General features: G+C 64.2%; 14 protein-coding genes and 2 tRNA genes. 11 read left to right on the forward strand and 5 right to left on the reverse strand.

Annotated features, from left to right (window positions below):
• Positions 1 to 49 precede the first annotated feature (49 nt).
• The gene (locus IQ35_RS15420; RefSeq protein WP_021247456.1) at positions 50 to 1897 is read left to right on the forward strand and encodes an ABCB family ABC transporter ATP-binding protein/permease; all 1848 of its coding nucleotides are present in this window, start codon (positions 50 to 52) and stop codon (positions 1895 to 1897) included.
• Here IQ35_RS15420 and IQ35_RS15425 read toward each other — a convergent pair.
• Positions 1894 to 2289, reverse strand: coding sequence for an acyl-CoA thioesterase (locus IQ35_RS15425; protein WP_021247457.1), 396 nt, complete (start codon positions 2287 to 2289; stop codon positions 1894 to 1896). The two genes, IQ35_RS15420 and IQ35_RS15425, sit on opposite strands and share 4 nt — an antisense overlap.
• Positions 2289 to 4349 (reverse strand): S9 family peptidase, encoded by a 2061-nt coding sequence (locus tag IQ35_RS15430; protein ID WP_145074590.1) that lies wholly within the window; start codon positions 4347 to 4349, stop codon positions 2289 to 2291. The genes IQ35_RS15425 and IQ35_RS15430 overlap by 1 nt, the downstream gene beginning before the upstream one ends.
• A gap of 114 nt (positions 4350 to 4463) precedes the next feature.
• Between IQ35_RS15430 and IQ35_RS15435 the strand changes: the two genes are divergently transcribed.
• Positions 4464 to 6245, forward strand: coding sequence for an aminopeptidase P family protein (locus tag IQ35_RS15435; protein ID WP_145074593.1), 1782 nt, complete (start codon positions 4464 to 4466; stop codon positions 6243 to 6245).
• A 3-nt stretch (positions 6246 to 6248) separates the two neighbouring features.
• Here IQ35_RS15435 and IQ35_RS21275 read toward each other — a convergent pair whose 3' ends face one another.
• Complete coding sequence (locus IQ35_RS21275; RefSeq protein ID WP_184204970.1) at positions 6249 to 6398, reverse strand: hypothetical protein; 150 nt, start codon at positions 6396 to 6398, stop codon at positions 6249 to 6251.
• A gap of 113 nt (positions 6399 to 6511) precedes the next feature.
• Here IQ35_RS21275 and IQ35_RS15440 point away from each other — a divergent pair.
• Positions 6512 to 6586: transfer RNA gene (locus tag IQ35_RS15440), tRNA-Thr, on the forward strand.
• A 72-nt stretch (positions 6587 to 6658) separates the two neighbouring features.
• On the opposite strand, the gene IQ35_RS15445 is transcribed toward IQ35_RS15440, so the two are convergent.
• Positions 6659 to 8680 (reverse strand): TonB-dependent receptor plug domain-containing protein, encoded by a 2022-nt coding sequence (locus tag IQ35_RS15445; RefSeq protein ID WP_145074595.1) that lies wholly within the window; start codon positions 8678 to 8680, stop codon positions 6659 to 6661.
• A gap of 337 nt (positions 8681 to 9017) precedes the next feature.
• Here IQ35_RS15445 and IQ35_RS15450 point away from each other — a divergent pair.
• From IQ35_RS15450 to IQ35_RS15485, 8 genes are all read left to right on the forward strand, one after another.
• A tRNA-Gly gene (locus tag IQ35_RS15450) sits at positions 9018 to 9092 on the forward strand.
• 401 nt (positions 9093 to 9493) lie between these two features.
• Entirely contained in the window at positions 9494 to 10054 is a 561-nt protein-coding gene (locus tag IQ35_RS22000; RefSeq protein ID WP_446539672.1) for a DUF736 domain-containing protein, read from the forward strand.
• 170 nt (positions 10055 to 10224) lie between these two features.
• The gene (locus IQ35_RS15460; RefSeq protein ID WP_145074598.1) at positions 10225 to 10617 is read left to right on the forward strand and encodes a hypothetical protein; all 393 of its coding nucleotides are present in this window, start codon (positions 10225 to 10227) and stop codon (positions 10615 to 10617) included.
• 281 nt (positions 10618 to 10898) lie between these two features.
• On the forward strand, positions 10899 to 11570 hold the full coding sequence (locus tag IQ35_RS15465; RefSeq protein ID WP_145074601.1) for a DNA methyltransferase: 672 nt from the start codon (positions 10899 to 10901) through the stop codon (positions 11568 to 11570).
• 67 nt (positions 11571 to 11637) lie between these two features.
• Entirely contained in the window at positions 11638 to 11931 is a 294-nt protein-coding gene (locus IQ35_RS15470) for a hypothetical protein (RefSeq protein ID WP_145074605.1), read from the forward strand.
• Positions 11932 to 12127: 196 nt separating this feature from the next.
• Positions 12128 to 12379 (forward strand): helix-turn-helix domain-containing protein, encoded by a 252-nt coding sequence (locus IQ35_RS15475; protein WP_145074608.1) that lies wholly within the window; start codon positions 12128 to 12130, stop codon positions 12377 to 12379.
• 139 nt (positions 12380 to 12518) lie between these two features.
• Positions 12519 to 12776 (forward strand): DUF2285 domain-containing protein, encoded by a 258-nt coding sequence (locus IQ35_RS15480; protein WP_145074611.1) that lies wholly within the window; start codon positions 12519 to 12521, stop codon positions 12774 to 12776.
• A 164-nt stretch (positions 12777 to 12940) separates the two neighbouring features.
• Positions 12941 to 13177, forward strand: a complete 237-nt coding sequence (locus tag IQ35_RS15485; protein WP_145074614.1) for a transcriptional regulator domain-containing protein — start codon at positions 12941 to 12943, stop codon at positions 13175 to 13177.
• Positions 13178 to 13232: 55 nt separating this feature from the next.
• Here IQ35_RS15485 and IQ35_RS15490 read toward each other — a convergent pair.
• Positions 13233 to 13399: transposase (locus IQ35_RS15490; RefSeq protein ID WP_199739969.1), on the reverse strand; the 167-nt coding region annotated here is incomplete at its 5' end.

A 13399-nucleotide genomic window follows, 5' to 3' on the forward strand; every position in this document is an offset into this window, starting at 1 on the left:
ACGAGCGTTCCGACTGGATCGGCGCGCATTTCACCCTAAATAGCAGTTGATGCCGCCTTCTTCCCCCGACAGCGCCACGCCCATTCCACCCGTCTGGGCCACGCTGCGCCGGTTCCTCCCCTATCTCTGGCCTGCCGACGCGCCCGCGCTGCGCCGCCGGGTCGCCATCGCCATGGTGCTGGTGCTGCTCGCCAAGCTGGTGGGCCTCGCCATGCCCTTCGCCTATAAGGCCGCGATCGACCGGATGGCGCCGGGCATGGAACCCGCCGCCACCCTCGCCATTGCGCTGGTCGCCGCCTATGCGGGCGCGCGCTTCGCCAGCGTCCTGTTCGACAACCTCCGCAACGCCGTGTTCGAGCGCGTGGGGCAGGAGGCGGGCCGCCGTCTTTCCGACGATGTGTTCGTCCACCTCCATCGCCTGTCGCTGCGCTTCCATCTCGACCGCCGCACCGGGGCCGTTACGAAGATCGTGGAACGCGGCACGAAAAGCATCGACACGATGCTCTATTTCCTCCTCTTCAACATCGCCCCCACGGTGCTGGAACTGGCGGCGGTCTGCATCATCTTCTTCGTGAAGTTCGGCGTCGGCCTCGTCGTCGCGACGCTGGTGATGGTCACACTCTATATCTGGTTCACCCGCACGATCACCGAATGGCGCAACCAGCTTCGCCGCGACATGGTGGACCTCGACACCAATGCGGTCGCCCATGCCGTGGACAGCCTGCTGAATTTCGAGACGGTCAAATATTTCGGCGCCGAAGACCGCGAAGCCGCCCGCTACGCCCGCGCCATGCGCCGCTACGCCAATGCGGCGGTCAAGAGCGAGAACAGCCTCGCCTGGCTCAATGTCGGCCAGTCGCTCATCACCAACCTGATGATGGCGGGGGCGATGGGCTATACCGTCTGGGGCTGGAGCAAGGGCCAGTTCACCACCGGCGACGTGGTGCTGGTGAACACGCTGCTGAGCCAGCTTTTCCGCCCGCTCGACCTGCTCGGCATGGTCTACCGCACGATCCGACAGGGCCTGATCGACATGGAGGCGATGTACAAGCTGATCGACACGCAGGCGGAGATCGCCGACGCGCCCGGCGCGCCGATGCTGCATGTGGAGGCGGGAGAAGTCCGCTTCGACCATGTCCGCTTCGGCTACGACCCGGAACGGGAGATATTGCACGGCGTCAGCTTCACCGTTCCCGCCGGGCATACGCTGGCCATCGTCGGGCCTTCGGGCGCGGGCAAGTCCACCATCGCGCGGCTGCTCTTCCGCTTCTACGACATTCAGGGCGGGCGCATCCGCATCGACGGGCAGGATATCGCGCAGGTGACGCAGCACTCCTTGCGCGCCTCCATCGGCATCGTGCCGCAGGACATGGTGCTGTTCAACGATACGGTCGGCTATAATATCGGCTATGGCCGCGAGGGCGCCACGCAGGAAGAGATCGAGGCGGCGGCGAAGGCGGCTTCCATCCACGACTTCATCATGAGCCTGCCGCAGGGCTACGAAACTCGCGTCGGCGAACGGGGCCTCAAGCTGTCGGGCGGGGAGAAGCAGCGCGTCGCCATCGCCCGCACGCTGCTCAAAGATCCGCCGGTGCTGGTGCTGGACGAGGCGACCAGCGCGCTCGACAGCCGGACCGAGACGGAGATTCAGGAGGTGCTGCGCTCCATTTCCCGCCGCCGCACCACGCTGATCGTCGCGCATCGGCTCTCAACGGTGGTCGACGCGGAGGAAATCATCGTGCTGGATCAGGGCCGAATCGTCGAGCGTGGCCGCCATGCCGATCTGGTCCGTGCCGATGGCCTTTATGCCGCCATGTGGGCGCGGCAGGCATCCGAGCGGGAGGATATGGACATGGAGCCGGTCATCGAAGACAGTTTTTCCGCCACCGCGCCCTAATCGAGGAAGCGCGCCGCGACCTCCGGCGGCACCCGCAGGATGCGGCCCGTTGCCTTGTCGATGATCGCCCAGGTGGATTTGGCCGATACCTTGACCTTGCCGTCCGGGCCGGTGAACTCCATCAGCCGGTCGAAGCGCGCGCCGCGCGGTCCCTCGGGAATCCAGGTGCGGACGGTGACGGCCTCGCCCTCCTTCACATTGCCGCGATAGTCGATTTCATGCCGGGTCACGACCCAGACATAGGCGTCGAGATGGGCGGGATCGGCATCGCGCGTCCAATGCTCGGTCGCGACCTGTTCCATCCACTGCACCCAGACCGCGTTGTTCACATGGCCGAGTATATCGATATGCTCTGGAAGCGCGGTGAGGGTGGTAGTGTAGCTAGTCGCCATCAGTCCGCCATGCCCAGTTGCCAGAGGATGAAGGCGAATTCCTCCGCCGTCTCATGCAGGCTTTCGAAGCGGCCCGATTTGCCGCCATGGCCCGCGCCCATATTGGTCTTGAGGATCAGTACATTGCCGTCGGTCTTGGTCGCGCGCAGCTTCGCCACCCATTTCGCCGGTTCCCAATAGGTGACGCGCGGATCGTTGAGGCCCGCCGTCACCATCAGCGGCGGATAGTCCTGCGCGCGGACATTGCCATAGGGATCATAGGCGCGGATCGTCTCGAACGCGGCCTTGTCCTCGATCGGGTTTCCCCATTCGGGCCATTCGCCCGGCGTCAGCGGCAAGGTCTCGTCCAGCATGGTGTTGAGCACGTCCACGAAGGGCACATGCGCCACCACCGCGCCCCACAGGTCCGGGTCGCTGTTCATGACCGCGCCCATCAGTTCGCCGCCCGCCGATCCGCCGGAAATGCTGATCCGGCCCTTGGACGTATAGCCGCGTTCGATCAGGCCCTTCGCCACGTCCACGAAATCGGTGAACGTGTTGGTCCGCTTGTCGAGCTTTCCGTCCAGATACCATTGCTGCCCCAGATCGTCCCCGCCCCGGATATGCGCCAGCGCAAAAGCGAAGCCGCGGTCCAGCAGCGAGAGCCGCGTGGTCGAGAAACCCGGCTCCATCGCGATGCCATAAGCGCCATAACCATAAAGATGCAGCGGCGCGCTGCCGTCGCGGGGCAGGTCCTTGGGATAGACAATGGAAACGGGGATCGGCGTCCCGTCCCGCGCCGCGATCATCAGCCGCTCGGTCTCATAACGGGTCGCGTCATAGCCGGACGGGATTTCCTGAACCTTCAGCACCTCCAGCTCGCCCGTCGCCAGATGATAGTCGTAAATGGTGTCGGGCGTGACCATCGATTCATAGCCGATCCGCAGCTTGGTCACATCATATTCGGGATTGTCGTCCAGCGACGCCGAATAGCTGGCTTCGGGGAAGGGGATGCGTTTCGCCCGGTGAGTGGCGTAGTCGCGCAGTTCGATCTGATCGAGGCCGTCCTGCCGCCCCTCTGTGACGTAGAAGCCCTTGAACAGCGTGAAATCGGTCAGGTAGAAATGATCGTCCGGTCCGATCACTTCCTCCCACTGATCGGGCGTTTCCAGCGATGCCTTCACCAGCCGGAAGTTGGGATGGGCGTCATTGGTGCGGATGTAGAGCGTGCCGTCATGCTCATCGACTTCATATTCGCGCCCCGGCTTGCGCGCTGACACCAGCAGCGGCTGCGCGGCCGGATTGTCGGCGGGGAGCAGCCACACCTCGGTCGTCACATGGTCGCCGGTCGCGATGACGATCCACTTTTCCGATGACGTAAGGCCCACCGACACGCGGAAGCCCTCGTCATCCTCGTGGAACAGCTCGACGTCGCTTTCCACGCCCTGCCCCAGCCAGTGCAGCCGCGCATTGTCCGTCCGCCAATTCTCGTTGGCGAGGCCGTAGAGCAGCCCCTTGCTGTCGCTGGTCCACACCAGCGCGGACAGGGTGCCGGGGATCACCTCCGGCAGCAGTTCGCCGGTCGCCAGATCCTTGATCCGCGCCTCGAACCGCTCCGATCCGTTATTGTCGATGGCATAAGCGAGGTAGCGCCCGTCCGGGCTGACCGACATCGCGCCCAGCCGGAAATAATCATGCTCCTCCGCCAGCGCGGGTTCGTCGAGGATCAACTGGTCCGCGCCGCCCGCGACGGGCCTGCGATACCATTTGCGATATTGCGCCCCGATCTCGAACGCGCGCCAGTAGACATGGTCGCCGTCCTTTTGCGGCACCGAACTGTCGTCTTCCTTGATGCGGCCTTTCATCTCCGTGAAAAGGGCATCGGTCAGCGCCTTGCGCGGGGCCATGGCCTGCTCGAACCAGCCATTCTCCGCTTCCAGATAGGCCAGGACATCCTTGTCCTGCACATCGGGATAGCCCGGATCGCGCAGCCATGCCCAGGGATCCTCCACCGTGATGCCGTGGCGGGCGAAGCTGTGCGGACGGCGTGCGGCGACGGGCGGCTTGGCGGTATCGGTCATGCAATTCCCATATTCTGTCATGCGGCGGGCGGACACTGGCAGAAGCGCCGCGCCCTCTCTATGTTGGCGGCATTACAGCCAATGCCAAGAGGCTCGTTAAACGAGGAAGCTTCCATGTCCACCTATGAAGATCGTCTCAAGGCCCTGCGCGCGCAACTGGCGCGCGACCGGCTGGACGGTTTCGTCGTGCCGCTGACGGACGAGCATATGAGCGAATATGTCGGCGCCTATGCCCAGCGCCTTGCCTGGCTCACGGGTTTTCAAGGATCGGCGGGCAGCGCTGTCGTGCTGCCGGAGGAAGCGGCGATCTTCGTTGACGGGCGCTACACCTTGCAGGTGCGCGAGCAGGTGGACGCCGCGCACTGGCAATATGAGAGCGTGCCGCAGACCTCCATCGCGGCGTGGCTCAAGGATCATGCGTCGCAGGGCGCGCGCATCGGCTATGATCCATGGCTCCATACCCGCGCATGGGTGCGCCAGGCGAGCGAGGCTCTGGCCGAGCGCGGCGCGGAACTGGTCGCGGTCGACACCAATCCGGTGGATGCGGTCTGGCCCGACCGCCCCGCGCCCAGCGCCGCCAGGCTGGCGGTGCATGAAGACCGCTACGCCGGAAAGAGCGCGGCGGAAAAGCGGCAGGAGATGGCCGACTGGCTGACGGCGAAACATGCCGATGCGGCGGTGCTCTCCGCGCTCGATTCCATTGCATGGACCTTCAACATCCGGGGCAAGGACGTGGACCGCACGCCCGTCGCGCTCGCCTATGCCGTCGTGAACGCCGATGCGACCGCCGATCTTTATGTCGCGCCCGAAAAGATCGACGAGGCCGCGGTGCAGCATCTGGGCAATGCCGTGCGCGTGCACGACCGCGCGGCCTTCCCCGACGCGCTCAAGGGCTTCGCGGGCAAGACGGTCGTAGCCGATCCCGAGCGTGCGGTCGCCGCGATCTTCGAAGGATTGGAGGAAGGCGGCGCGCATGTGCTGGCGCTGCGCGATCCCGCCATATTGCCCAAGGCGATCAAGAACCCGGTCGAGATCGCCGGACACAGAGCCGCGCAAAGTCGCGACGGGGCGGCGCTGTCCCGCTTCCTGCATTGGATCGCGACCGAAGCGCCCAAGGGCGGCGTCGATGAACTGGGCGCCGCGGCGAAGCTGGAATCCTTCCGCCGCGACACCGGCGCGTTGCAGGACCTGTCCTTCGACACGATCAGCGGCGCGGGGCCGAACGGCGCGGTGGTGCATTATCGGGTCGAGGAAAAGACCAACCGTCCCATCGAGCGCGATTCCCTTTATCTGGTGGATTCAGGCGGCCAATATCGCGACGGCACGACCGACGTGACCCGCACCATCGCCATCGGCACGCCGACGCCGGAAATGAAGCGCCGCTTCACGCTGGTCCTGAAGGGGCATGTGGCGCTCGCCCGCGCCGTGTTCCCCAGGGGCACGCGCGGCGGACAGCTCGACGTGCTGGCGCGGCAATATCTCTGGGCCGACGGGCTGGATTATGCCCATGGCACCGGCCATGGCGTGGGCAGTTTCCTGTCGGTGCATGAAGGGCCGCAGCGGATCGCGACCTTCGGCGGCGGCGACGAGCCGTTGCAGGCGGGCATGATCCTCTCCAACGAGCCGGGCTATTACAAGACCGGCGAATATGGCATCCGCATCGAAAATCTGGTGCTGGTGGAGGAACGCGCCATCCCCGGCGCGGAAAAGGAGATGCTGGGCTTCGAAACGCTGACCTTCGCGCCCATCGATCGCAACCTTGTCGCGGTCGAACTGCTGAGCATGGAAGAACGCGCCTGGCTCGACGCTTATCATGCCAGGGTGCTGGATGTCGTCGGGCCGCAGCTTGAAGGCGCGGCATTTGCATGGCTGACGGGGGCCTGCGCGCCGCTGTGAAGCTCAGTCGCGTCGCTGGGCGTCGCCGTCCCGGCCGGCCTCGGCTGGCTTCGATTCGGCGGCGTCCGCGCGCGCCTGCGCCTTGCGGCGCCGCAGATTGTCGCGCAGCGCCTGCGCCAATCGCTCTTTGCGTTCGTCCTGTCCGCTGCTCATGGGATGCGCTTAAGCAAATTGCCGGACCCGTCGCAAGCCGCCTTGACAAGGGCAGCGCGCGCGGCCATAGGCCCGGCTCCGCCGCCTGATACGGGCCGCGCGAAGAACAGAGTGCTGCCGTAGCTCAGTGGTAGAGCGCATCCTTGGTAAGGCTGAGGTCGTGAGTTCAATCCTCACCGGCAGCACCATTTCTCCCCGACGGAAGATAAAGCGCAGCGGCGTTCGGCGGATGCCTTCAGAACGGGAACCCGCTGCGCCCGTCATCCCGCGAATTTGAAACCGATCCAGAGCGTGCGCGGCGTGCCGAGGTCCATGGACCCGCCTGCATTGCGTGTGACGACCTCCTCATCGAACAGGTTTTCGCCGCGTGCGACAAGGGTGATCCCATGGCCCAGCGGCAGGCTGGCGACCGCATCCACCGTCAGCGCATGGGGCAGCACATCGGTCTGAAGATCGTCCTCATATTGCTTCGACACATAACGCAGCGTGGTCGATAGCGCCGGTCCCTGCGCCGGTTGCCATGCCAGCGTTGCGCTGGCGGCATGACGGGGGCTTTGCGCGGGCCTTAACCCATCGAAGCCCCTGCCCGGTGCCCGCACCTTGCTGCGGCTATAGGCATAGGAGGTCGACAGCAGGAAATCGCCGATATGGCCCGAAGCAGTCAGTTCCACGCCCTTGGCGATCACCGCGTCCACATTCCGGCGCTGACGAAGATTGGGATTGGCCGGATCGGTCACATTGGCGATGGCGTCGTCCAGCCGATTGTAGAAAGCGGTCGCCGCCAGCGTCAGGCCGGGCAGGGGGGTGAAGTCGACTCCCGCCTCAACCCCTTTCAGCTTTTCCGGCGTGAGCGCTGCATTGGCTTCGGTCCTGACCGGAAACACGGTGAACGGCCGGTATAATTCGTTGAGCGTAGGCAGGCGGAAGCCGGTATAGCCCGCCGCCCGCACCGCCAGCTTCTCGCTGACCCGGAACAGCGCGCCCGCGCGCCCGGAAAACTGCCAGTCGGACCGGTTGTCGAAGTCGTCGTTCACCGTGACGACGCCATTGGCCCCGACCTGCCGGTAAAAGCCGCCGCTGATGCGCCAATAGTCGGCCCGCACGCCGCCGGTCAGGATGAGGCTGCCGATCGTCCAGTCATCCTCCGCGAAGAAGCCGGTCGTGATCTGGTCCCCGCCCGCATGGCGGCGGGCCGTTATCGGATTGGCGGGGTCGCCGGCATCATAGGCGTCCTCATACATGTCGCCCGTGGCGAAGCGCGTGTCGGTGCCGATGCGCAGCACATGGTCCGGGCCGACCGGCGGCCGCAGTTCGATCTTGCCGCCGATGCCGGTGGAGGGTGTGTTCCGCTGATCGAGCGACTGGCGATAGGGCGCGTTGGACGAGATCACGATATTGGAGAAATTGCGCGCCTGGATATAGGCCAGCGCATCGACCTGCCATGCGCCGCGCGCGATATAGCGGATCGAGGCGTCCTGCCCCTCGCTCATGCTGTCCGCGCCGCGAAAGCGCAGCGTGCGGTCATCGTGGAAGACGGTCGCGCGGAATTGCAATTCGGAGGTGGCCGACAGGGGCGCGACGGCGCGCAGATTGCCGGACCAGCCATCATAGGCGGCCGGCACGGTAGCCGCGACCCGCTGATCGCGCGGCGTGGTCATGAAGCCGTCGCCCCGGTCCCGGCGGCCCGACAGGGAAACATAGCCGCCGCCCAGATCGGGTGTGAAGGCGGCGGCCAGTTCGGTCGCATCCTTGCTGCCGTAAAAGGCGCTGGCGGCAAAAGAAGGAAGCTGATCGCGGGTGGCGCTGGCAAGCTCGATGGTGCCCGCGACCGCCCCGGCTCCAAAGGCCCCCACGCCGCCGCCGCGCGTGACCCGTACCACCGACAGCCGGTCGGGGACCAGCGCGCTGAAGGGAATATAGCCGAAAAAGGGATCGGCCATCGGCACGCCATCCAGCAGCACCAGCGTGCGGCTGGAGGCATTGCCGCCCAGCGCCCGCAACGTGGCGCCTTGGGCGGACGGGTTGGCCGACCGGCTGTCGGATCGGCGAAACTGCTGAAAACCCGCCACGTCGCCCAATATATTTTCGATGCGCCCCGACGCGCCGTTGATCAGCCGGTCCCGATCGATCACCACGGAGCCATAAGCGGGACTGCCCGGCGGGAGAGGCAGGCCCGCTCCGGTGACGACGATATTCGCCTGCGATGCCGTATCAGGCTGCGTCTGGGCGAACGCGATGCCGGGAACCGCTGCCAAGGCGATGGAAAACGGCAGATATTTCACGACGGATTTCCCTTTTCCACTCGGTTGGCGCGGCTCGAAAGGGGCTCGACCTGCCCCGATTATCATTTGTGCGGACGTAGGGCGACGGCTGAATCCGAGTCAAGCCGCAGACCTTCAACGGGCGGGACATGTCGATGCCGCCGCAACGTTGGAAAACGCGGCCGGCAGCGGAGCATCCCTGTTGATGACGATGCAAGCGGCGCGGCTCAATGGATTTGGAGGAGGAGTTGGGGGGAGTAGAATTTTGCAGGAAAGCGAATTCTTCCCTTGCCGAGCCGTCAAACCGCTGCTAGTTGCCCGCCTCACCCGCCGAGAGGAAGCTCCTCCGGCCGCCAGAGCGGGCGTAGCTCAGGGGTAGAGCACAACCTTGCCAAGGTTGGGGTCGAGGGTTCGAATCCCTTCGCCCGCTCCAGATTTTATAAGAAAATTAGATACTTATGTCAGGCCGCGAGAGCGGCCTTCTTCCGTTTTCGGGCCGGGCTACAACCGGGCTACAACACTTTTCATCATGGCATGGGCGCGATTGCTTTCTCCAAACCAAGGCCTGCATGGCGAGTCTTAACCGTCGAGATTTGGCCAGTGCGTTGGCGTTCCGTCACGGGAGTTGAATTCGACCACTCTCGGGGCATCGTGATAGCCGTCATTCGGTGAGCCGTATGTCGGCGTTTGCTGGATCCGCTTTCTGATTGATCTAGGAGTGTCGAACGAAGGGTGACGCGGACCGACCCTTGTTTGTTGCCCAGAAGACAGTCACGCCGGGATGCAGCATATCCTTTCGTCTCGGCAGCCTGACCGCCCCTCACGGCCTCTCCTGTGGCTGATCTGACCGGTTCCACCTGTCGGCGCAACGGCGCCGGGCGGCTTTTTTCCGCCGCCTTCGGCTTTGCAGCGCGAAGCAAAAAAGCCGCCCTTTGGCCGTCCCAGGGCCGCAAGCCCACCCCGACGCGCAGACGCGACGGGAACCCCGAGCAGCGGTGCGCCGCCGAACGTCCCCGATCCACCGATCGCCACGAGGCCGCGATGGGCGCGGCCCGGACAAGCGAACGGAGAATCATCATGAGCACTATCGGCACTTTCAGCAGGGACAAGGACGGCGGCATCGTCGGCAAGGTCGTGACCCTCACGCTCAACACCCGCGCGGTGTTCACGCCCGTAGAGAAGGACGCCTCCAAGGCGCCCGACTACCGGCTCACCTTCGCCAACGCGGATCACGTCGACGTCGAGGTCGGCGCCGCCTGGATCAAGACCAGTCGCAACGAGCGCGATTATCTGTCGGTCAAGATCGACGATCCCAGCTTCCCGGCACCGCTTTACGCGAGCCTGGTCGAGAGCAACGAGCGTCCCGGCGAATACGTCCTGCTCTGGTCCCGCTGACCGCCACCCGCGCCCCGCCGCGCCATGGCGGGGCGCGCCTTTCGTTGTCGTCAGGACGGTCGCGGACAGCGCCGTATATTGCGGCGCTGTCTTGTGATTGTCATCGCATACGGCTATTGTTGCGAACAATTCTCAAAAAGAGAGTGAGGGGCAGCACGAAAGGACCGACCATGACCCGCCATTTCACGCCGCCATCGCATGATGCGAGCATTATGCCAGCGATGCTGATCGAGGCGGCGCGCTGCTGGCGGGACGCGCGGGACAGCCGGAAGCCGGTCCAGCCCAGCCTGTTCGCGATGCTCTCCCGCACTGGTCATGGGATGTTGGCGCCGGTGTTCGACAGCATCATGACGCTGGTCGAAGGTGTGTCCGGCAGGCGCATCGCCACCGGCACTGGCCCATCGCTTTCCGAAGACGAGCATCGCCTGATCGGTATGCTTGACGAAGCCAGTCCTTCGTCAGGCGATAGCGGCCTTGTCGCCGCGCTCGATTGCGCGGTGAAGTCGCTGCGGATCTTATTGACGCGACCGATTGGCATAACGACCGCACGTCTGGCGGCCTGATCCCTCTTTCCTGAACGCAATTCGGTGCCAGCATAGCCGGCGCACTGTCCCGCGCGGCCATGCGGCCGCGATCGTGGCTAATGGCGCTGCCCTCGCGCCGGGCAAGGGAAGTGACACCGTTCGGGATGGTATCCCCACCTTCCGCGGCTTCGCCTTGTGTAGGCGGGTGATTCCCCTCCACCCCGAACGCCCTTGTCCCGTGCTACCCCGGTCTCGCCGACGGGCAGAAGTTCAGGCGCGGCGTTCCGCTTCGCTGAACTTCAGACCCAAAGGATTGAGACATGACCAGCAAAGCACAGGCTCCCCGCAATGTGATTTTCAACGGCGATTGCATTGAAGTGATGCAGGCTTTCGATAGCGGCACGGTGGATTTCATCCTGACCGATCCGCCCTATGTCACCCGCTACCGGGATCGCCAGGGCCGCAAGGTGGCGAACGACGATAACGGTCGGTGGCTCCGTCCGGCGTTCCGCGAGATGCACCGCATCTTGAAGGATGGCGGCTTTGCGGTTTCCTTCTACGGCTGGAACAAGATCGACCTTTTCATGGACGCATGGAAGGCGGCGGGCTTTCGCGTCGTCGGGCACCTCGTTTTCCGCAAGCGTTATGCGTCGTCGGCCCGCTTCCTGCGCTATGAGCACGAACAGGCTTATTTGCTGGCGAAGGGCAACCCCATCCGTCCCGCGCGTCCCATCCCCGATGTTCTGGATTTCCCCTATTCGGGCAACCGTCTGCACCCCACGCAGAAGCCGGTTGAAGCACTGGCGCCGTTGATCGAGGCTTTCACGCAGCCGGGCGAGCTTGTCCTGGACCCGTTCAGCGGCAGCGGCTCGCCCCTGGCGGCAGCCCAGCAGCTTGGCCGCGACTGGACCGGCATCGAACTGGACAACGGCCACTACCACACCGCCAGCAAACGGCTTGCCGCGCGGCAGCATCACCGGGCGGCCGCATAGGTCGCCACCTTTCCCCATCATCGCGCCCGTCCCCGCGACGGGCGCCACCCCCACAAGGAATCATATCATGCGCTGGATCATCACGACCGATCATATGGGCGGCTGTCTTGAACTTGGCGAAAATGGCGAAGGAATCCCCGCTCGTGCCGAAGTCTCGCAGGGTCATCAGTTGCCCATGGAGTTCCGGCTATACAATGCGGCTGGCCTCCTTTGCTTTGAAGGCCGGTGCGGCGACATTGACGCGGACTGGTGGCATGGCTTCGAGCCGCTGATGTTCACCTGGAACACTCATGCCCGCTGCCGCCGGATGAGCTACAGGCGCACAGGAAGTCAGGACGGATGGCGCAGGTTCAAACCATAGCCCACTTGCGCCTGAATGATCCCGCCGCCGGCCCATCTGAACCGGCGGCGGCCGCGCGTCCCAGAGGTCCGCACGGCCTGATTTCGCTCGCTCGCCGGGCATGGCCCGGCGAGCGAGTATATTCGGCCTTATACCAAGACGACTATAATAGTCGTTTTCATGGCGTATAGCTCCCGCCTCGTGAACGTGATCGCGCATGATCATTTCCCGCCAGGTGCGGGCCGCTCGTGCGCTTCTCGGTTGGACCCAGGAGATGCTTGCTGACAAGGCCCTTGTCGCGTTGACCGCGCTCAAACGCCTTGAATCCGCCAATGATCTGCCCGTGCGTGAGGATACCCGCCATCAAGTGGTCAAGGCGTTGGAGGGCGCGGGGATTGTCTTTCTCGATTCGGAGCGAGGCGAAGGCGTCATGCTTGTGCGCGGCGCACCGGAGAAATCGCATAAGTAAAGAGCGCCAAGGTTCTTTCCATTATCCCCATTCTATCACCGGGTCATAGCCAAGATAGGGCGATTACGTTGGTCCATTGTGGTGTATAGCGTGTGACCGGCGACTTCCCCGTAGGAACGGCTAAGGCCGGAGCAAGGCGATGGCAATTATCCCATTCAACGATCGGGCTCCCGACACACCACAGGTCACCAAGTATGATGAACGCCATCATCGCACCTATTGGCGCTTACTCGATGCGGCGGCGGAAAACGCCGATTGGCACGAGGCCGTTCACATCATTTTCGGGATCGATCCGATCGCCGAGCCGGAACGCGCGCGCCTGGTCCACGACTCGCATCTCGCTCGCGCGCGGTGGATGACCAAGATCGGTTATCGCCATTATTTGCGTTCATCATAGCCATCGAATCAAATCCGTAGCACCGCCGGAATCCTGAAAAACCTCCCGAAACGCTGACTAAAATTCCCTATACGGTAGCCCTTCTGGCAGGACTTCTCCGCAATTGAGCGGATGAGAACATCTCCCCTCGCGCTCCGCAGAGAGCCATGCTTGGGAGGATTACAATGCCGCCTGAGAAGGACTGGCGTGCGCCTTCGGATGAAGCCGGGGACGACGCGCTGCAATATTGCGACATCGCCATGGGCTATTTGAGCCGCAATACCCGTTATCGCGCCGATTATACCCTAACCTCTCTTATTCACGACGCTCGGTTTCGGGTCCGCTCTGGGCATTTGCTGCGGCTGGCTGTATTGCGCGGACGACCGGCATCGCTGGCGTTTGTTTCACCGCATTCGGATTGATGGGCTTTTCGGGTTGAAGGGCTGGGCTCGGAGTTCTGCGGCGCTGCCGCATGGGCTACGTCGGCGCAGGCTTCAGCCGGAGAACGAGGGCGCGGAACAGGTCGGCATCCGGACAGGCGGAAGCGAAGGCAATGCGGATGCGGCTAGCACTTTCTACGACGCGCGCAGCGACCTTGAGCAGCCGCAGGCGCAAGGTGGTAAACTCCGCGCTTGCCAGAGCAG

This window comes from Sphingobium wenxiniae (assembly GCF_007830065.1).
GTDB lineage: Bacteria > Pseudomonadota > Alphaproteobacteria > Sphingomonadales > Sphingomonadaceae > Sphingobium > Sphingobium wenxiniae.

What these genes read in the sequence shown, in the direction of transcription:
- IQ35_RS15420 (WP_021247456.1), top strand. Translation starts at nt 50, where the DNA reads ATGCCGCCTTCTTCCCCCGACAGCGCCACGCCCATTCCACCCGTCTGG.
- IQ35_RS15425 (WP_021247457.1), bottom strand. Translation starts at nt 2,289, where the DNA reads ATGGCGACTAGCTACACTACCACCCTCACCGCGCTTCCAGAGCATATC.
- IQ35_RS15430 (WP_145074590.1), bottom strand. Translation starts at nt 4,349, where the DNA reads ATGACCGATACCGCCAAGCCGCCCGTCGCCGCACGCCGTCCGCACAGC.
- IQ35_RS15435 (WP_145074593.1), top strand. Translation starts at nt 4,464, where the DNA reads ATGTCCACCTATGAAGATCGTCTCAAGGCCCTGCGCGCGCAACTGGCG.
- IQ35_RS21275 (WP_184204970.1), bottom strand. Translation starts at nt 6,398, where the DNA reads ATGAGCAGCGGACAGGACGAACGCAAAGAGCGATTGGCGCAGGCGCTG.
- IQ35_RS15460 (WP_145074598.1), top strand. Translation starts at nt 10,225, where the DNA reads ATGACCCGCCATTTCACGCCGCCATCGCATGATGCGAGCATTATGCCA.
- IQ35_RS15465 (WP_145074601.1), top strand. Translation starts at nt 10,899, where the DNA reads ATGACCAGCAAAGCACAGGCTCCCCGCAATGTGATTTTCAACGGCGAT.
- IQ35_RS15470 (WP_145074605.1), top strand. Translation starts at nt 11,638, where the DNA reads ATGCGCTGGATCATCACGACCGATCATATGGGCGGCTGTCTTGAACTT.
- IQ35_RS15475 (WP_145074608.1), top strand. Translation starts at nt 12,128, where the DNA reads ATGATCATTTCCCGCCAGGTGCGGGCCGCTCGTGCGCTTCTCGGTTGG.
- IQ35_RS15480 (WP_145074611.1), top strand. Translation starts at nt 12,519, where the DNA reads ATGGCAATTATCCCATTCAACGATCGGGCTCCCGACACACCACAGGTC.
- IQ35_RS15485 (WP_145074614.1), top strand. Translation starts at nt 12,941, where the DNA reads ATGCCGCCTGAGAAGGACTGGCGTGCGCCTTCGGATGAAGCCGGGGAC.